General features: G+C 53.7%; 16 protein-coding genes. 10 read left to right on the top strand and 6 right to left on the bottom strand.

The window, feature by feature from the left end:
* The first annotated feature begins 103 nt into the window (after positions 1-103).
* Genes V7028_RS00640 through V7028_RS00615 form a run of 6 tightly spaced genes read left to right on the top strand, consistent with a single transcriptional unit; the run spans position 104 to position 6,013 of the window.
* A complete protein-coding gene (locus V7028_RS00640; RefSeq protein ID WP_334118174.1) occupies positions 104-817 on the top strand; it encodes a glycerophosphodiester phosphodiesterase in 714 nt (237 codons plus the stop codon).
* Positions 818-871: 54 nt separating this feature from the next.
* Positions 872-3,508, top strand: coding sequence for an alanine--tRNA ligase (gene alaS / locus V7028_RS00635; protein ID WP_334118173.1), 2,637 nt, complete (start codon positions 872-874; stop codon positions 3,506-3,508).
* Positions 3,509-3,533: 25 nt separating this feature from the next.
* On the top strand, positions 3,534-4,046 hold the full coding sequence (locus tag V7028_RS00630; protein WP_334118172.1) for an NUDIX domain-containing protein: 513 nt from the start codon (positions 3,534-3,536) through the stop codon (positions 4,044-4,046).
* Between the two features lie 47 nt (positions 4,047-4,093).
* Positions 4,094-4,321 carry a sulfurtransferase TusA family protein gene (locus V7028_RS00625; RefSeq protein ID WP_334118171.1) on the top strand — a complete coding sequence of 76 codons (228 nt, stop codon included), beginning with the start codon at positions 4,094-4,096 and terminating at the stop codon, positions 4,319-4,321.
* 16 nt (positions 4,322-4,337) lie between these two features.
* Positions 4,338-5,012 carry a PIN domain-containing protein gene (locus V7028_RS00620; protein WP_334118170.1) on the top strand — a complete coding sequence of 225 codons (675 nt, stop codon included), beginning with the start codon at positions 4,338-4,340 and terminating at the stop codon, positions 5,010-5,012.
* A gap of 35 nt (positions 5,013-5,047) precedes the next feature.
* Positions 5,048-6,013, top strand: a complete 966-nt coding sequence (locus V7028_RS00615) for an MBL fold metallo-hydrolase (RefSeq protein ID WP_334118169.1) — start codon at positions 5,048-5,050, stop codon at positions 6,011-6,013.
* Between the two features lie 31 nt (positions 6,014-6,044).
* Here the strand turns inward: V7028_RS00615 and V7028_RS00610 are convergent, their stop codons facing one another.
* Complete coding sequence (locus V7028_RS00610) at positions 6,045-8,894, bottom strand: valine--tRNA ligase (protein ID WP_334118168.1); 2,850 nt, start codon at positions 8,892-8,894, stop codon at positions 6,045-6,047.
* Positions 8,895-9,156: 262 nt separating this feature from the next.
* Between V7028_RS00610 and V7028_RS00605 the strand changes: the two genes are divergently transcribed.
* The gene (locus V7028_RS00605; RefSeq protein WP_334118167.1) at positions 9,157-10,782 is read left to right on the top strand and encodes a methyl-accepting chemotaxis protein; all 1,626 of its coding nucleotides are present in this window, start codon (positions 9,157-9,159) and stop codon (positions 10,780-10,782) included.
* Here V7028_RS00605 and V7028_RS00600 read toward each other — a convergent pair whose 3' ends face one another.
* The 3 genes from V7028_RS00600 to V7028_RS00590 are packed head-to-tail and all read right to left on the bottom strand — an operon-like array spanning position 10,783 to position 12,964.
* Positions 10,783-11,001, bottom strand: coding sequence for a hypothetical protein (locus V7028_RS00600; protein ID WP_334118166.1), 219 nt, complete (start codon positions 10,999-11,001; stop codon positions 10,783-10,785).
* A gap of 12 nt (positions 11,002-11,013) precedes the next feature.
* Positions 11,014-11,436: a DNA polymerase III subunit chi gene (locus V7028_RS00595; RefSeq protein ID WP_334118165.1), complete on the bottom strand. Its 423-nt coding sequence runs from the start codon at positions 11,434-11,436 to the stop codon at positions 11,014-11,016.
* Positions 11,437-11,446: 10 nt separating this feature from the next.
* Positions 11,447-12,964 (bottom strand): leucyl aminopeptidase, encoded by a 1,518-nt coding sequence (locus tag V7028_RS00590; RefSeq protein WP_442918661.1) that lies wholly within the window; start codon positions 12,962-12,964, stop codon positions 11,447-11,449.
* Positions 12,965-13,158: 194 nt separating this feature from the next.
* Between V7028_RS00590 and lptF the strand changes: the two genes are divergently transcribed.
* Genes lptF through V7028_RS00575 form a run of 3 tightly spaced genes read left to right on the top strand, consistent with a single transcriptional unit; the run spans position 13,159 to position 15,895 of the window.
* A complete protein-coding gene (gene lptF, locus V7028_RS00585) occupies positions 13,159-14,298 on the top strand; it encodes an LPS export ABC transporter permease LptF (protein WP_334118163.1) in 1,140 nt (379 codons plus the stop codon).
* Complete coding sequence (gene lptG / locus V7028_RS00580) at positions 14,295-15,518, top strand: LPS export ABC transporter permease LptG (RefSeq protein ID WP_334118162.1); 1,224 nt, start codon at positions 14,295-14,297, stop codon at positions 15,516-15,518. The genes lptF and lptG overlap by 4 nt, the downstream gene beginning before the upstream one ends.
* Entirely contained in the window at positions 15,515-15,895 is a 381-nt protein-coding gene (locus tag V7028_RS00575) for a sirohydrochlorin chelatase (RefSeq protein WP_334118161.1), read from the top strand. Before lptG ends, V7028_RS00575 begins: the two co-directional genes overlap by 4 nt.
* 182 nt (positions 15,896-16,077) lie before the next feature.
* On the opposite strand, the gene V7028_RS00570 is transcribed toward V7028_RS00575, so the two are convergent.
* Positions 16,078-16,338, bottom strand: coding sequence for a hypothetical protein (locus V7028_RS00570; RefSeq protein WP_334118160.1), 261 nt, complete (start codon positions 16,336-16,338; stop codon positions 16,078-16,080).
* Between the two features lie 149 nt (positions 16,339-16,487).
* Complete coding sequence (locus tag V7028_RS00565) at positions 16,488-17,510, bottom strand: hypothetical protein (protein WP_334118159.1); 1,023 nt, start codon at positions 17,508-17,510, stop codon at positions 16,488-16,490.
* Positions 17,511-17,513 lie beyond the last annotated feature (3 nt).

The raw sequence follows: 17,513 nt of genomic DNA, 5'->3' as shown, positions 1-17,513 counted from the left end.
CTTAAGCCATCGAAGTTCCGGTCATTTAATTTATAAAATGAAATAAATTCTTTATTCGAGTGTGCGCTTAATCACGTATTTTATACAACAGGGGTTTTGAAAAATGAGGCTTTGGGCGCATCGCGGCAGCGGAAAAGGTGAATTGGAAAACACTTTAAAAGGTTTTGAAATTGCATTAAATGCAGGGTTTGATGCTGTTGAGTTTGATGTGATGCTGACTTGCGATGGCGTGCCAATGATTCACCACGACTGGGTGATGGGGCGGTGTGCACAATCCATCGACCCCACCATGGCAGCCACCGATGCGCTGACCCGGTTTGATTCACTGCGCGCGCGCGACCTGCGGCATTACGCCGTGAAAGGCGAGCCCATACCCTGCCTTGCGCAAACCATGGAGTTTTGTTTGGGGCATGGCCTGCACGCCAATGTGGAACTGAAAGCCACCCAACCAGCCAACGCCATTGCCTTGGGGCGGGCGGTGCTGGCGGTAATTGAAGGCTTGCCTGTTGATCAACAGGCGCACATTCGCAAGCATTGGGTATTCTCCAGTTTTTACCACGCCAGCCTTTTGCCCCTGAAGGGTTTTGACCTGGCTTTGCTGTACGAGCAGCTGCCTGACAATTGGACCTTGCATGCCGAGGCCTTGCAGGCCAGCGCCATTCACTTGCACTGGAGCGGGGCTGAACCCGCCGCCCTGCGCCGCATACACACTACTGGCCGCGTGGTTCGGGTTTACACGGTGAACGATGCGGAACAGGCGAAAACGCTGCAAGCCTTGGGCGTGAAAGGGCTTTTTACGGATCGAATGACCTTATAATTGAAGGTTAGACCAAAAACCGCACGCCGCTTTATTCAGGAAGGTAGCCCCAACATGAAAGTCGCTGACATTCGCGAAAAGTTTCTTGATTTCTTTGCCAGCAAGGGGCACACCATTGTGCCTTCAAGCAGCCTGGTCCCGGGCAACGACCCCACCCTGTTGTTTACCAACAGCGGCATGGTGCAGTTCAAAGACGTGTTCACCGGCAAAGACAAGCGACCCTACACCCGTGCCACTTCAAGCCAGCGCTCGGTTCGCGCAGGCGGCAAGCACAACGACCTGGAAAATGTGGGCTACACCGCGCGCCACCACACCTTCTTTGAAATGCTGGGCAACTTCAGTTTTGGCGATTACTTCAAGGAAAACGCGATTCAATACGCTTGGGAATTGCTGACCAAAGTGTATGGCCTGCCCGCCGAGAAACTGTATGTGACCGTGTACCAGGAAGACGACGAGGCCTATAACATCTGGAACAAGCAGGTGGGCGTGCCTGCCGAGCGCATTATTCGCATTGGCGACAACAAGGGTGCGCGTTATGCATCGGATAACTTCTGGCAAATGGCCGACACCGGTCCTTGCGGACCTTGCACTGAAATTTTTTACGACCACGGCCCGGACGTGTGGGGTGGCCCACCCGGAAGCCTTGAAGAAGATGGCGACCGCTACATTGAAGTGTGGAACCTGGTGTTCATGCAGTTCGACCGCAGCGCCGATGGCGTGCTGCACCCGTTGCCCAAGCCCTGCGTAGACACTGGCATGGGCCTGGAGCGCATTGCCGCCGTGCTGCAGCATGTGCACAGCAATTATGAAATTGATTTGTTTCAGGCATTGATCAAAGCCGCCGCGCGTGAAGTAACTGCCCAAGGCCATCTGGTGGAACTGAGCAACAATTCATTGCGCGTGATTGCTGATCACATTCGTGCGTGTTCATTTTTGGTCGTCGATGGCGTTATTCCCGGCAATGAAGGCCGTGGCTATGTGTTGCGCCGCATTATTCGTCGCGCCATTCGCCATGGCTACAAACTGGGTTGTCGCAAGCCATTCTTCAATGCCATGGTGGGCGATCTGGTGACTGAAATGGGCGAGGCCTATCCTGAACTGGCCAAGGCCGCCGCACAGGTACGAAGCATTTTGAAAGCCGAAGAAGAGCGCTTCTTCGAGACCATTGAAAACGGTATGAGCATTCTTGATTCCGCTTTGGGTGCCCTGCCCAAGGGTGGCATGCTGGATGGGGACACCGCATTCAAGCTGCACGACACCTATGGTTTTCCGCTGGATTTGACCGCCGACGTGTGCCGCGAACGCGAAATGAGTGTGGACGACGCCGCGTTTGATGCCGCCATGAACAAGCAAAAGCAACAGGCCCGCGCAGCAGGCAAGTTCAAGATGGATGCTGATTTGGCCTACAGCGGCGTGTCCACTGAATTCAAGGGCTACTACGCGCTTGAAGTGGCCAACGCCACAATTACTGCCATTTACGTGAACGGCACTTCGGTGAACAGCATCACGGCCGGGCAGCAAGGCGTGGTGGTGCTGGACCAAACCCCTTTCTACGCCGAAAGCGGCGGCCAGGTGGGCGATCAGGGCGAAATTTCAAGTGGTGCGGCTTGTTTGAATTTGTTCCGGGTCGAAGACACGCAAAAAATTCAAGCCAATGTGTTTGGCCACCATGGTGAACTGGTAACTGGTGAATTGAAAGTGGGCGATGCCGTGGGTGCGCAGGTCGACCAATATCAGCGCAACCGCACCATTCGCAACCACAGCGCCACCCACTTGATGCACAAAGCTTTGCGCGAAGTGCTGGGCGAGCATGTCAGCCAGAAAGGTTCACTGGTGGACGCAGAAAAAACCCGCTTCGACTTCGCGCACCACAGCGCCATGACCCCCGAACAAATTGCGCAAGTGGAGCGCATTGTGAACGAAGAAATTCTGGCCAACGCTGAGACGCAAGCGAGGGTCATGGACATTGAAAGCGCAAAAAGCGCAGGTGCCATGATGTTGTTTGGCGAGAAGTACGGCGACACCGTGCGGGTATTGGACATTGGCTCGTCGTGCGAATTGTGCGGCGGCACGCATGTGCAGCGCACCGGCGACATTGGCCTGTTCAAGATCACCAGCGAAAGTGGCGTTGCCGCGGGCATTCGCCGCGTGGAAGCCACCACGGGCTTGGGCGCGATGGAATTCGCGCAGAAAGCGCAAGCCCAGGTCGATGCCATTGCGCAAAGCCTGCGTGTGCCCGCTGCCGAGGCCACAGCAAAAATCAGCCAAATGATGGACCAGGTCAAAAATCTGGAAAAGGAACTGGACCGCCTGAAAAGCAAACTGGCTGCCAGCCAGGGCGATGACCTGGCCGGACAGGCAGTGGATGTTGACGGCGTGAAAGTGCTGGCCGCCAAGCTGGACGGCGCGGATGTGAAGCAATTGCGCGAAGCCGCCGACAAACTGCGGGACAAACTGGGCAATGCCGCCTTGGTGCTGGCCACCGTGCTGGAAGGCAAAGTCAGCCTGATCGCATCGGTGAGCAAAGACGCAACGGCCAAAGTGAAAGCGGGTGAACTGGTCAACTTTGTTGCCCTACAGGTGGGTGGTAAGGGTGGTGGCCGCCCCGACATGGCGCAAGCCGGTGGCACACAACCTGAAAACCTGGATGCTGCACTGGCCAGTGTGGTTGATTGGATTAAAAACAAGTAAGAAACAAACAAAGCCAAGGCGCAGCATGAGCAAAGCCGTTTACCAATATTGCCCCATGTGTGCCACCAAACTGCACGAACTTCAGCATTCGGGCCAGCCAAGAATGGCCTGCGGTGCTTGTGGTTTTATGCAGTGGGGCAACCCGGTGCCCGTGGTGGCGGCTTTGGTGGAATACGAAGACAAAGTATTGTTGGCCCGCAATGTGGCGTGGCCTGCGCATTTCTACGCGCTCATTACCGGGTTTCTGGAACGTAACGAAACACCCGAGCAAGGTGCCATTCGCGAATTGAAGGAAGAAACCAATCTGGATGCGCTGGAAAGCAGCCTGATTGGTGTTTACCCCTTCCCAATGAAAAATGAAGTGATTATTTGTTATCACATCAAGGCCACCGGGCAGGTTAGTCTGTCGGAAGAACTGGCTGACTACAAGTTGGTTGCGCCCGCTGAACTGCGCCCTTGGCGCATGGGCACAGGCCTGGCCATGGCGGACTGGCTTGAGGCGCGTCAGCTGCCTGTTAACTGGATTGAATTAACATAGATATCACTCACAAGCAGTAACCGAGAAATAAGAAAGGAGCAAGAGACATGAATTTTGACCGTGAAGTCGACGCCAGTGGATTGAATTGCCCGCTGCCTATTTTGAGAACCAAAAAGGCCTTGGCCGAAATGCAAAGCGGCCAGGTGCTCAAAGTGAAATCCACCGACCCGGGTTCTGTGCGCGATTTTGCCATGTTTGCCAAACAAACCGGCAATGAGTTGCTGGAACAGGCAGATCAGGAAGGCGCATTCATTTTTTACATGAAGCGCCGCTGAAGCACAGGAACACGACATGAGCGTTGTTTTTGGCAAACCCGATGTGCCCCAATATTGGCTGCTAGACGCCAACATCCTGTTTTCGGAATGGACGCGCTGGCTGGCTGTTACATTGGCCAAGCGGCACCAAGCCACCTTGTACTGGACCCCATATATTGAAAATGAGTGTTACCGGAATTTGGTGCGCCTGGGGCGTTTGCACCCCGATGACGCGGCTGCAGAACGCACGGCCTTGCCCAAACGAATGAATGCTGTCGTATTGCCCCAAGCACATGAACCTTACCTGGCCGATGTGCGTTCAGTGGATGAGAAAGACCGCCATGTGGCTGCGTCGGCCTTGGCGTTACGGCACCAGGTTCAGGCCCCCGTGGCCGTTTTGACGTGGAACCTGAGAGACTTCCCCAGAAAGCCTTTGCTTAAGCTGGGTTTGGTTCGCTTTAGCCCGGACGAGCTTTGCTTTGAGTCATTGAAGAAACAAGGTGATGCCTTGAGTTGTCTTGTACAAACGGCAGCGGAAATGAATGCAGCCTTGTCAACTTACAACCCGGTGTATCCAACGGTTTACCAAGCCAAAGCTGCGCCGCTGCCAGTGAACATTGACGACTGGCTTGCTTTTCTCTCCCGTAACAAGATGCATCGCACTGCCAAGGCATTAAGCCAGGCAAATTGTTCGGGATCCTCGCCATTGTAATATTCGGTTGTATCACCCATTGAGCAGGTAGCAGTATGACAATTCGTTCTTTCCTTCGCACGATTCCCCTTGTTTTCATGTTTCCCTTGGCAGTTCAGGCCCAAGGCTTGGTCAAAGTGACCCCTTTGGGCGGGCAAGAGGGTGAGTTTTGCCGGTTTGACCGCGCCATGATTTTCGAGGACCCCAATGGCACCCGAATTTTGTACGACGCAGGCCGCACCGTGGCTGGCGCAGAAGACGCACGCCTGGGAAAAATTGATGTGGTATTGATTAGCCACATGCACGGCGATCACTTAGGCGACCGCCACAACCCGGCACCCAATGCTGGCAGTTGCGACAAGCCCGATATCTCGGTGAGTGCCTTGCCCAATTCAGGCAGTGTGAACATTGCCGTGAAAACCGGCGCAAAGATTGTGACAGGCAGCGAGATGCCATCCTTCTTGGCCAACAAGCTGAAACAGGCTGGTGGTGACGAGAAAAATTCAGTGCTGGTTCGTTTTGGAGCCATGCAAACCTTTGGCGGTGTAGAAATTACCACCGTGCCTGCTGCGCACAGCAATGGCATTTCAGGTGAGTTTGTGGGCCAGCGTTTGGGTGAGTTGCTGAAAGAAACCGGCATTACCGCCTATGCAGGCCCGGCCACAGGGTATGTGGTGAAATTCAGCAACGGCTTGACGGTGTACCTGAGTGGCGACACCGGCATTACCGCCGAGCAGAAAGAAGTGGTGGGCGAGTATTACAAGCCGCAACTGGCCGTGATGAACATTGGGGATACCTTCACCACAGGCCCGCGTGAAGCAGCCTATGTGATCAACGAACTGGTTAAACCCAGGGCTGTGATTGCTTCACATGCCAATGAAGTGGCCACCCTGAACGGCAAGGTGATTGCCGGCACCAAGACCGAACAGTTCATGAAAGTCACCAAAGTGCCAGTGCACGTGCCGCTCAGTGGCAAAACCATGCGCTTTGACGGCAAAGGCAAATGCACGGCAGGCTGTTGATTCCTGGCATCTGTTGGTTAATCCAGCTTTCTCAGTTTAGTTTGCCAAGCTGGCTTTCCAGCTTTTCAAGCAAGGCGTTGAATTCAGCCAGTCGTGCCTTTTCCTGATCCACCACCGCAGCTGGTGCACGGTCTACAAAGCTGGCATTGCCCAGTTTGCCGTTGCACTTGGCGATTTCAAGGCGGATTTTCTCCGCCTCTTTGCCAATGCGGGTACGTTCGGCTTCCACATCAATTTCAATGTGCAACATCAACTTCAATTCGCCCACAATTTGCACTGGCGCCATGGAATCGGCGGGCAATGAATCGACCACATCCACTTTGCTCAGTTTGGCCAGTGCAGCCAGCACGGGGCTGGTTTCTTCAAGAAAGGCGCGCCGCTCGGCATTGCCCTCACAACTGGCGATGAGTGGCGCTTTGTCAGCCGGGCTTAAGCCCATTTCGCTGCGCAGGGCGCGAATGGCATCCACTGTGACTTTCAGTTGGGCCACATAGGCTTCCGCTTTTTCGTCGATACGGCTTGGCACGCTGATCGGGTAGGCCTGGGTCATCAAGTTGGCCTGTTCGCCTACTTCGCGGCGGCCTGCCACCACGCTGACTGTTTGCCACAATTCCTCGGTGATGAACGGAATAATGGGGTGGGCCAGACGCAAAATGGTTTCCAGCACGCGAACCAGCGTGCGGCGGGTGGCGCGTTGCTGTGCGGGTGTGCCATTGGCAATTTGCACTTTGGCAATTTCAAGGTACCAGTCGCAGTATTCGTCCCACACAAACTGGTAAATATTTTGTGCAATAAGGTCGAAACGGTAGTTCTCGAATCCCTGAGCCACGTCGGCTTCTACGCGCTGCAGGGTGCTGGTGATCCAGCGGTCGGCTTGTGAAAAATCAAGGTAGCCACCGGGTGTGCAGGCGTCTGCATCATGGTCGCTCAAGCCGCAATCTTGCCCTTCGGTGTTCATCAACACAAAGCGGGTGGCGTTCCACAGCTTGTTGCAGAAGTTGCGGTAACCGTCGCAACGTTTCTGGTCAAAATTGATATTGCGGCCCAGCGTGGCCAGGCTGGCAAAGGTGAATCGCAGTGCGTCTGCACCGTAGGCGGGTATGCCTTCGGGAAATTCCTTGCGGGTTTTTTTCTCGATTTTTGGTGCGTCTTGCGGTTTGCTCAGGCCTGTGGTTCGTTTCACCAACAGGGTATCCAAATCGCAACCATCAATCAAATCGACGGGGTCGAGTGTGTTGCCCACCGACTTGCTCATCTTCTTGCCTTCTGCGTCGCGCACCAAACCATGCACATACACGGTGTGGAAGGGCACCTGGCCTGTGAAGTGGGTGGTCATCATGATCATTCGGGCAACCCAGAAGAAAATGATGTCGAAACCTGTCACCAGTACTGAGGAGGGCAGGAAGTGCTTCAGCTCAGGTGTTTCATCGGGCCAGCCCAATGTGGAAAAGGGCACCAGGGCAGAACTGAACCACGTGTCCAGCACATCGGCATCGCGATTCAAGCTGCCGGTGTAGCCAGCGGTTTGCGCTTTGCTGCGGGCGTCTTCTTCCGTTCGGGCCACAAACACTTCGCCGTTCTCGCCGTACCAGGCCGGGATTTGGTGGCCCCACCACAACTGGCGGGAAATACACCAGTCTTGAATATTGTTCAGCCACTGGTTGTAGGTGTTCACCCACTGCTCGGGCACAAATTTTACCTGGCCTTGTTCAACTGCATCGATGGCTTTTTGCGTGATGCTTTTGCCGCTGGCGTCGCCTTCGGCCACTTTGGTCATGGCCACAAACCACTGGTCGGTCAGCATGGGTTCAATTACCACACCAGTGCGGTCACCCTTGGGCACCATCAGCTTGTGGGGCTTGATCTCGCCCAGCAGGCCTTGTTCTTCCAGGTCGGCCACAATTTGTTTGCGGGCCACAAAACGGTCCATGCCCACATATTTCGGGGGCGCGTTCTCGTTGATGGTTGCATCCAGGGTAAGAATGTTGATCAGTTCAAGCTTGTGGCGCAGGCCCACGGCATAGTCGTTGAAGTCGTGCGCGGGCGTTACTTTCACCACGCCAGTGCCGAATGATCTGTCGACGTACTCATCGGCAATAATGGTCAATTCGCGGTCGCACAGCGGCAATTTCACTTTCTTGCCAATCAGGTGCTGGTAACGTTCGTCGTCGGGGTGAACCATCACGGCGGAGTCGCCCAGCATGGTTTCCGGGCGGGTGGTGGCAACCGTCAGGTGAGTCAGGCCTTCCGCCGCGTCGGCTTCAACCAGTGGGTACTTCAATTCCCACAGGTGGCCTTCGGTTTCCACGCTGTCCACTTCCAGATCAGATACCGCTGTTTTCAGCACCGGGTCCCAGTTCACCAGGCGTTTTCCGCGGTAAATCAGGCCTTGTTCAAACAGACGAACAAATACTTCGGTGACGGACTTGGACAGGGCCGGGTCCATGGTGAAGTACTCGCGCTGCCAATCGACGCTGGCGCCCATGCGGCGCATTTGCTCGGTAATTTTGCTGCCACTTTCGTTTTTCCATTCCCAAATCTTTTCCACAAACTTCTCGCGGCCCAAGTCGTGGCGGGTAATGTTTTTGGCGGCCAATTGCCGCTCAACCACAATTTGCGTGGCAATGCCTGCGTGGTCGGTGCCGGGTTGCCACAGGGTGTTGTGGCCGCGCATGCGGTGGTAACGCGTTAGCCCGTCCATGATGGTTTGGTTAAACGCATGGCCCATGTGCAGGGTGCCGGTGACGTTGGGTGGTGGCAGTTGAATGCAAAAGTCGGGCGTGCCTTTCACCGTGGTGGCCTTGGCATGGCCTTGACGCTCCCATTCGGGGCCCCAGTGGGATTCAATGGCATTCGGGTCGAAACTTTTGGCAAGGGTCATGGCTGTGGTACTTGAAAATGGACAACGTCAACAATGGCTTAGCCCAGCATTATAGCGTTTGCGGGTGTGCCCCCGGCTTTGAGTTGTTTGGTCTGGGGCAGGAAAACCCCTTTATTCCGCAAATTCAGTGCATGGTGTTTGTTGGACAATGCAAGCTCGTCAAAGCGGGTGGCTTGTTTTCATCAGCCCTGTTTGAGTGAAAATATTTTGTAAAACGACGGTTATTTCAAGAACAATTGACAGTTCAAAAAGAGGTTTCCCCATGTTGAGTTCAATTAGTGCCAAATTCAGTGTCAGTTTGATTGCGGTAATTCTGTTGGGCATGGTGGTCGGCGGTTTGGGTGTATTGAACAGCAAGCGGATCATGGATGCCAACGCCAAAAACGAGTTCACACATGACGTGATCGAACATGTGCTGGAAGTGCGCGAGAACCTTGTGAGCATTGAAACCGGCGAGCGGGGGTTTTTGCTACGCGGCGATGATTCATACCTGGCACCTTACAACGAAGGCAAGGAACAGGTTCGCAAACACCTGGACAAAGCCATTGAGTTGACTGCAGACGATCAGCTGATTACCGAAGAATTGCGCTTGTTCAATGCACATTATAGAACCTGGTTGAACTCGGTGGTGGATCCCTTGATTGATGCCAAACGCTTGGTGATTGAGGGCAATATGGCCCCCGAAGACTTCAATTCCATGGTTGACGCCACGTCGGGCAAACCCTTGATGGACAAAATGCGCCAGGCTTTGACGAAAGTTGAAACAGAAGAATACCGTTTGCTGAAGTTGCGTCAGGCCGCAAGTCAGGATGTATACAACCAGTCGATCTGGGTAACTGTTGCAATCACCGTGTTGGCATTGATTATTGGTTTGACATTGAACTTTTTCATCTCGCGCATGTTCAAGCGCAAATTGTCGACAGCTTCGGTGCACATTAATGCTTTGGCTGATGGCCGCTTGAACAGCCAGATCAAGGTGTCTGGAAAAGACGAAGTGGATTTGCTGCTTGTGGACCTATCCAAAGCACAGACCAATTTGAGAAACTTGATTGACGGAATTCGAAATTCGACTTCTTCATTGACCGAAAGCGCGGCCTTTGTGCGTACGTCGTCGGATGAAATGAACAATGCAGCTTCCGAGCAGGCCGACGCCACAGCGTCCATGGCTGCTGCGGTGGAAGAACTGACTGTATCGATCAGCCAGATCACCGAAAACTCAAATGAAGCCTCGCACACCGCCTTGCAAGCCAAACATTCTGCTGACCAAGGCAGTGTTACTTTGGGCCTGGTGGTGGAGGGCATTCGCGGCATTGCAAACTCAGTGCAAGGCAGTGCGGCCACTGTGCGTTCGCTCGAAAAGCAGTCCAACGAGATTTCCGAAATTATTTCAACCATCACCGACATTGCCGATCGTACCAATTTGCTGGCCCTGAATGCAGCCATTGAGGCAGCACGTGCAGGCGAAAGTGGTCGTGGTTTTGCGGTGGTGGCCGATGAAGTGCGCAAATTGGCCGAGCAAACCAAGGGGTCTTCCGAGCGAATTTCTTCGATGGTGTTTCAGATTCAAAGCATCACCCAGCAGGCATCCAAGTCAATGGATGATTCCGTGGGCATGGTGCAGCAGGGCATCGAGCAGGCGGATTCAGTTTCCGAAACCATTGATGAAATCAAGGCGAACGCAGACCGGGTGAATGAGGCCATCCAGGCTATTACCGTGTCGATGAAAGAACAAAGCAATGTGAGTGTGGAAATCAGCCGCAACGTGGAGCGTGTTGCGCAAATGACCGAAGAAAACACCGCGGCCATTGCACAGAACAAGCATGTGGCCCAGCAGATTTCAGATTTGGCAGGAAGCCTGACCCAGTCTGTTCAGGTGTTCAAGACCTGATTATTTTTTCAGCGCGTCCAGCACCACTTTCTCGAACTCTTGCATCAGCTGGGGTTTGATCCGGAGCAGGGCGCGCTCGAACAATTCAGGCAACTGTGCCCGAAGAATTTCAATTTGCGGATCATTCAGGCGCCCGCCGGTTGATTTTTCAATTTCCTGCAAACCCGATTCAATGACTTCCGTCAGCAAGGGTGGACCGCCGTCAAAGTGTTCGCTCATTTCTTTTCTTCCTCAACCATTGGCCCGGTCAAAAGTATTCAAGGGGTAACCGCGTTCCTTGTAAAACTTGTAACGCTGGCGGGCCAATGCTTTGTTGCTTTCATCGGTGCCCACAATTTCAACCAGGCGTTCAAACCGTGCAAAAAACGGTGGCCATTGCTCGTCCAGATTGATCAACAAGTCGTAATGCGCAATGTCGTCGGCTTTGTCGGTCAGCACAATAGGCGTGTCGGCCACACCGGGGTGCCCTGTGACCACATGTGGCAAAAAGTCTTCTTCCGAGAATGTCCACAGCAGTTGGTCCAGCTTCTCAAGCACCTCAGGCCGTGTGCTGTAACACACAATTTTCAGGCCACTGCCGTACGCTTTGCGGATCAAGCGGCAGGTGTACAGCAGGTGGTCTGAAACATTCAAATGAAAGTCGATTCTGGTCAATTCAACACCCTCAAGCTTTCGCGCGTTTCATCACGAATTCAGCCAGCATGGGCACGGGGCGGCCACTGGCACCCTTTGCCTTGCCTGAATGCCAGGCGGTGCCCGCAATGTCCAGGTGCGCCCAGCTATAGGCTTTTGTGTACTTTTGCAAGAAACAGGCGGCGGTTACGCTGCCTGCGGGCGGGCCGCCAATATTGGCCATGTCAGCGAAATTGCTTTTCAGTTGCTCGTGGTACTCCTCGTCCAGTGGCATGCGCCATGCCGTGTCAAGTGCGTTTTGACCCGCTTTGAACAGTTCATTGGCAAGGTTGTCGTCGGGGCTGAACAAACCGGTATTCACATGGCCCAGGGCCACAATGCATGCACCGGTCAGTGTGGCGACATCAACCACTGCGGCGGGGTTGAAGCGCTCGACATAGGTAAGTGCATCGCACAGAATCAAACGACCTTCGGCGTCCGTGTTCAAAATTTCAATGGTCTGACCGCTCATGGAAACCACCACATCGCCAGGCTTGCTGGCATTGCCTGCCGGCATGTTCTCGGCGGTGGGCACCACCACGATCAGGTTCAAGGCCAATTTCATTTCAGCGGCAGCTTTCATTGTGCCCAGCACGCTCGCAGCGCCACACATGTCGTACTTCATTTCGTCCATGCCTGCGCCGGGTTTCAGTGAAATACCGCCTGTGTCGAAGGTAATGCCTTTGCCAACCAATACCACCGGGGCTTCTTTGGGGTCTTTCGCGCCGTTGTATTTCAGTACGATCAGCTTGGGGGGTTCGCTTGAAGCCTTGCCCACCGACAACAGGCTGAACATGCCCAGTGCTTCCATTTTTTTATGGTCCAGTACATCAACGCCCAGCTTGTATTGCTTGGCCAAAGCTTTCGCGGTTTCAGCCAGGTAGTTGGGGGTGCAAATATTGCCGGGCAGGTTACCAAGGTCTTTGGTCAATTGCATGCCATTGCCGATCGCTTGGCCGATCGCTGCGCCTTTTTCTACGGAATCCTGGGTTGATTTGGTGCACGCAAGTTCAAAAGCGGGGGGCGTGGCCGCATCTTCATCCTGCTTTTTGCAGGCAGAAAAACTGTAGAAACTTTCATTGATGGTGCGGGCGCACAGGGCGGCAATGTCTTTATCGCCGCTTTTTTTGGGCACTTCCTGATTCAGTGCAAAGAATACCTTGGCAGGCTTCAGGCCCTTCAGCGCATCACAGGCGCTGCTTGTGGCTTTGCGCAAGGTTTTTGTGTTCAGTTTGTCGGCTTCATCCAGACCCACCAGTACATACACCGGAGCCCCGGCCTTGGCGGTATTGAACACCACACGGCAGCTGCCCGAATTGCCCAGGTTTTTGTCGGTTTTGCAGGCGTTTGCCACCAGTCCGTCCGTGTCAATGTCAGCGCGTTTGGCGGCTGCACTCAATTCGCCGCCCTTGTACACCGCTACCACGGCCACATCACAACCCTTGGCTGGAACTGGTCCGCCAGCCGTTACTTTTGCAACATCGCCCGTGCCTGCTTTAAACGAAAACATGGGCGGTGGTGTGGGCGCGGCTTTTTTGGCTGCGCGGGGTGTGCTTGGCTTTTTGGATTTGGGCGTGGCTGGTGTGGCTGTCATGGTGTTCCTTCTTGCGATTAATGCTCGACCATTCAAAACGAATGCATGCGACAATCTACCATTATTAACAAGCTGGGTTCGCGAGTCAAAGCGCAGCCCGCCTGCATTGCATGCTGTTTCGATCCACTTTTCGAAAAGACTTCGCGCAAACGGCCGGGGCCACCTTTGTGGCCCTGTTCACCATCATTGTCACCACCGTACTGGTCCGCACCTTGGGGCAGGCGGCGGGCGGCAAGGTCGACAACGCCGAAGTATTCACACTTATTTTGTTGGGCGGGCTTCAATATCTGCCTGCTGCCTTGGTCATCACCGTGTTTATTGCGGTGCTGGGCGTTGTGTCGCGTGCTTTCAAGGAACAGGAAATGACCGCCTGGTTCGCCTCGGGGGTTTCGCTGTTTTCGCTGATGCGGCCAGTTTTGCGTTTCGCTGTACCCCTCACCGTGCTGGCAATGGTCTGTTCAGTTTGGTTAACGCCATGGGCGAAGGCAGAACTGGATGCTGCCAAAGACCGCTTTGCCAAGCGCAGCGATGTCAGCAAAGTGAGTGCGGGGCAATTTCGTGAATCGGGCGAGGGCAACCGCGTGTTTTTTGTTGAGCGCCAATCGGAAGTGACCAAACAGGTCGAAAACGTGTTTGTGGTTGATTCCAAAGGCGACACCCGCACAGTGGTGTCGGCCGGGCGTGGCAGCGTGGAGGTCAATGCCAATGGCCAGCCTTACTTGGTACTAAGTAACGGGCGACGCGCCACACTGGACGGCACTGGCGAGCGCTTTAGCACCACCGAATTTGAAGCTTACGGGCTGGCCATTGACAACACGCTGGGCGCAGCGCCCAGCTTTCAACTGCAACACCGCCGTGTTGATTTGCTGATTGCCGATTTTTCACCGGCTGCGCAGGGTGAGTTGTTGTGGCGGGTCAGCTTGCCCTTGTCGGCATTGGCACTGGGCTTGCTGGCCATTCCACTGGCCTTTGTGAACCCGCGCGGGGGCAATTCATTGAACCAGTTGTTTGCCCTGCTGATTTACCTTACTTACAGCAACATTGTGTCGGTGACACAAAGTATGGTGACCAAGGAAACCCTGAACTTCTGGGTGGCACTGGTGTTGCCGCATGCCTGCGTATTGCTGTTGTTTTATTTGTTGATCCTTAAGCGCAACAGGCCAGCAGGCGCTCCTTTGTTCGCGTGGCGAAAGCCGGTTCGTGCACTTGATCTGCAAGATGTGGTTGCCGCACAGGAGATCAGTAAATGAAAATGTCTTCCTCGGTCACCAAGCCCTTCACGGTGCCCCATTCCCTTCTGGTTTATTTTCGAAGCGAACTGTACAAGGCCATCAGTTTTGTCATGGTGGCATTTGTGGGTTTGTTCGCGTTTTTCGATTTGATTGCCGAGGTGGACCGGCTGAGCTTGCCTGGCACCAGCTGGTTTTACTATTTCATCGCTGTGTTGTTGGGTTTGCCCGCACGGGTGTATGAAATTGCGCCCATTGCGGCCCTCATTGGTTCTATTTACGCTTTGGTGCAACTGGCTGCCAGCAGTGAACTGACCGCCATGCGTGCTGCGGGTTTGAGCACCACCAGCATGCTGAAAATGCTGGTACGAATTGCAACCGGGGTGGTAGTCATCACCGTGTTGTTCGGCGAGGGCGTGGCCCCTTTGGCCGAGCGTGCTGCGGTGCCTATGCGCGCCAAAGCCCTGGGCTATGAGGTGGACCGCGATTTTCGCAGTGGCTACTGGATGCGCGACACCTACAGCGCCCCAGAAGTGGAGCCGCGCGTGCGTTTCGTGAATTTCGATTCATTCAACAAAGACGGGGAGTTGTTGAAACTGGAGTATTACGAACTGGATCCGGAATCGCGCATTCGTGCCTGGGTTCGTGCTGAAAGTGCACGGTTTGATTCTGAAACGGGTGACTGGATTTTGAAAAAGGTCCGTCAGCAGCGATATTTTGACCAAGCCGTGGGCAACTCCAGTGCAGCCAAGGCCGGATTGACCATTGAAGCCAGTGCATTCGAGGAGTTGGAGGAAATGCGCTGGACATCCAATTTGTCGCCGGAGTTGTTGACGGGTTTGTTCGTGCGCCCCGACCGCATGAGTGCCTGGCAGTTGTACAACTACTCCCGGTTTTTGAGCAGTAACCTGCAGGCCACCGATAACATTGATCTGGCTTTTGCCAAGAAGATCATGTATCCGTTTGCCATTCTCATCATGATGATGATTTCGCTGCCATTTGCGTACTTGCACTTCAGGTCGGGCAGTGTCAGTGTGAAGGTATTCGCTGGAATCATGATTGGCGTGGGTTTCCACTTGGTGAATAATCTGTTTTCACATCTCAGCATGGTGGCCAGCTTTCCACCGTTTGTAAGCGCTGCATTGCCCAGTTTGCTGGGCTTTGTGGTGGGCATGGCGGCACTGTGGTGGGTTTCCCAGCCAGCGCCTTGGCGCACATTGAACATATTGAGGAATCGATGAGCAGTACCGAGAAGAAAGCGATTGTGTTGTTTGGTCACGGTGCACGCGACCCGCAATGGGCCGAACCCATGAAGCGTCTGCAAAGCATTTTGATTGGGCAGTTGCCCCATGTGCAGGTGGAGTTGGCGTTTCTTGAACTGATGGCCCCCAGCCTGCCCGATACCGTGGATTGTATGGCGCATGGCGGCGTACAACACATTCAGGTGGTGCCCATTTTCTTTGGCAAAGGCGGGCATTTGAAAAATGACTTCCCGGTGATCATGGCCGAGATGAAGCAGAAGCACCCGGCTTTAAATATCGAAGCGACTGCCGCGGTTGGGCAGTGGGATGCAGTGTGGCAAGCGATTGCCACTGAAATTATTCAGCAGGTTCAATAAACAAACTGGACGGAAAACATAAAGAACACTCGATGATTGCACCGTTTCTGGATGAGGTTCTGCGTGTGCCCACACAGGCTGTTCGGGCTGTAATACGCCGCTGGGTAAGAATTAAAGAAGAGGGCGATAACTGACTTGCTTGTCCGCTTTTTTGCCCAGGGTCAATCGAACAATTGTGTTTTTCAGCACAAAAAGACTTTAAGCTGAGCGACGGCTGACTCGTCATCATTTATCAATCCGTGTGCAAGATCATGCAGGTTTACACTTGCGCGTTGCAATGAAGCAATCACCGCGCGGGCTTGTGAGGCATTTAAATTGTGGTGGTCATCCAGGTATTGCAGGATAACTATTTCCGCCTCAAGATCTTCGTTGGAATACTGTTCACCTTGGTGCTGACCGAAGCCATCTACGGCACCTGTATTGTCCAAGTAATCAATAGACATACCCACCCCCATTTAACAATGGAAAACCCCTTAATGATTAAGTAAATGCCAAGGGGAAGTGGTTCAATATAAATATCATTACTGGAATGATTACCCTGCACCCCGACGGGTTTGACCAAGGTGCAAGGCAATCCAGGAACCCAGTCAAATTACTTCTTGACGTCAGGGCAATCTGTTTTTACTGAACCTGCTACAAGCACTTTGACCGGCCCACCGGTTACAGATTTTCTGCGCTTGTCTTTGGGAAGGTGCTGGTCGGCCTCCACGCCCAAATGATAAAGCGAGTGCGAGGAATCCATGACCAGCTCCCCTCGAATTTCGAATGTGGGATATTGGCCAGCCGGTATCCCTGTCCAATCTGAACCAAACGTCACGCTGAAAGCGAACATGGTATTCCAGTTTACTGGTATATCAAGGTTTGTCCACGCATATTTGAAGTCGTTGTCCTGCGTGTTGGTGTCGCTGTGGCTTAGGGCTTTTCCGTTTAATGGCGTACCTGAACTGACTGTGTATGAGCTCCCCTTTGGCAGGTTAGTGAACACAACAGTCAAATCAATTGTGGCTGCCTCTGAGCCTTGATTATAAGCCGCTGAGGTAACAACCGTGGGCAAGTTACCGCGAATCATTTGCACGTTGCGTTGCGCAATATTGGCATTGGTGGTGAGGATATCTGCCAAAGACGTAATGTTGCTTACCCCGGCCAGCGGGTTGCCGTGTTCTGGCGTATTGGCAATGGCTACCATGCAATAGTGGTCGCTGGTGTCGGCTGGGACCCAGAAGAATGGATCTTCTGATGCACCGATTGCACCCGCTGCAACAGTGAACGGAGGGTTTTGATTGCCAGACGATGTTGCCAACTGATTGGCTTCCCACAAATACGGATACAACAAAATGTTGGGTGTGGCGTAAAACAGGTTCCATGAACCACTCAAGGCCCCGGCCGTAAAATTTTTGCCGCGCACATACAGGTAATTGGGTTGGCCAATGTACAACTGGTTGCTGTATGAGTTGCTGTAGTTGTTGGGATCGGTCAGCACGCTGGGGTCTTCAATCGGTGTTGTACCGCCCATGATGATGTCGGGTGAATTGGAAGATGCACTGCGCGGCACGTTGCCGTTTTCACTTGTGTTACAACGGACAACGATACCTGTCCATGGGGTTGGATCTGCCATTTT

The sequence above is a fragment of the Limnobacter sp. genome (genome assembly GCF_036846585.1).
Taxonomy (GTDB): domain Bacteria; phylum Pseudomonadota; class Gammaproteobacteria; order Burkholderiales; family Burkholderiaceae_B; genus Limnobacter.
The sequence above is the reverse complement of the archived record's forward strand: the minus strand, read 5'-3'. Positions and strand labels throughout refer to the sequence as shown.

Excerpts from the sequence above, each read along its gene's own strand:
- V7028_RS00640 (WP_334118174.1), top strand. The coding sequence starts at position 104 with ATGAGGCTTTGGGCGCATCGCGGCAGCGGAAAAGGTGAATTGGAAAAC.
- alaS (WP_334118173.1), top strand. The coding sequence starts at position 872 with ATGAAAGTCGCTGACATTCGCGAAAAGTTTCTTGATTTCTTTGCCAGC.
- V7028_RS00630 (WP_334118172.1), top strand. The coding sequence starts at position 3,534 with ATGAGCAAAGCCGTTTACCAATATTGCCCCATGTGTGCCACCAAACTG.
- V7028_RS00625 (WP_334118171.1), top strand. The coding sequence starts at position 4,094 with ATGAATTTTGACCGTGAAGTCGACGCCAGTGGATTGAATTGCCCGCTG.
- V7028_RS00620 (WP_334118170.1), top strand. The coding sequence starts at position 4,338 with ATGAGCGTTGTTTTTGGCAAACCCGATGTGCCCCAATATTGGCTGCTA.
- V7028_RS00615 (WP_334118169.1), top strand. The coding sequence starts at position 5,048 with ATGACAATTCGTTCTTTCCTTCGCACGATTCCCCTTGTTTTCATGTTT.
- V7028_RS00610 (WP_334118168.1), bottom strand. The coding sequence starts at position 8,894 with ATGACCCTTGCCAAAAGTTTCGACCCGAATGCCATTGAATCCCACTGG.
- V7028_RS00605 (WP_334118167.1), top strand. The coding sequence starts at position 9,157 with ATGTTGAGTTCAATTAGTGCCAAATTCAGTGTCAGTTTGATTGCGGTA.
- V7028_RS00600 (WP_334118166.1), bottom strand. The coding sequence starts at position 11,001 with ATGAGCGAACACTTTGACGGCGGTCCACCCTTGCTGACGGAAGTCATT.
- V7028_RS00590 (WP_442918661.1), bottom strand. The coding sequence starts at position 12,964 with ATGTTTTCGTTTAAAGCAGGCACGGGCGATGTTGCAAAAGTAACGGCT.
- lptF (WP_334118163.1), top strand. The coding sequence starts at position 13,159 with ATGCTGTTTCGATCCACTTTTCGAAAAGACTTCGCGCAAACGGCCGGG.
- lptG (WP_334118162.1), top strand. The coding sequence starts at position 14,295 with ATGAAAATGTCTTCCTCGGTCACCAAGCCCTTCACGGTGCCCCATTCC.
- V7028_RS00575 (WP_334118161.1), top strand. The coding sequence starts at position 15,515 with ATGAGCAGTACCGAGAAGAAAGCGATTGTGTTGTTTGGTCACGGTGCA.
- V7028_RS00570 (WP_334118160.1), bottom strand. The coding sequence starts at position 16,338 with ATGTCTATTGATTACTTGGACAATACAGGTGCCGTAGATGGCTTCGGT.
- V7028_RS00565 (WP_334118159.1), bottom strand. The coding sequence starts at position 17,510 with ATGGCAGATCCAACCCCATGGACAGGTATCGTTGTCCGTTGTAACACA.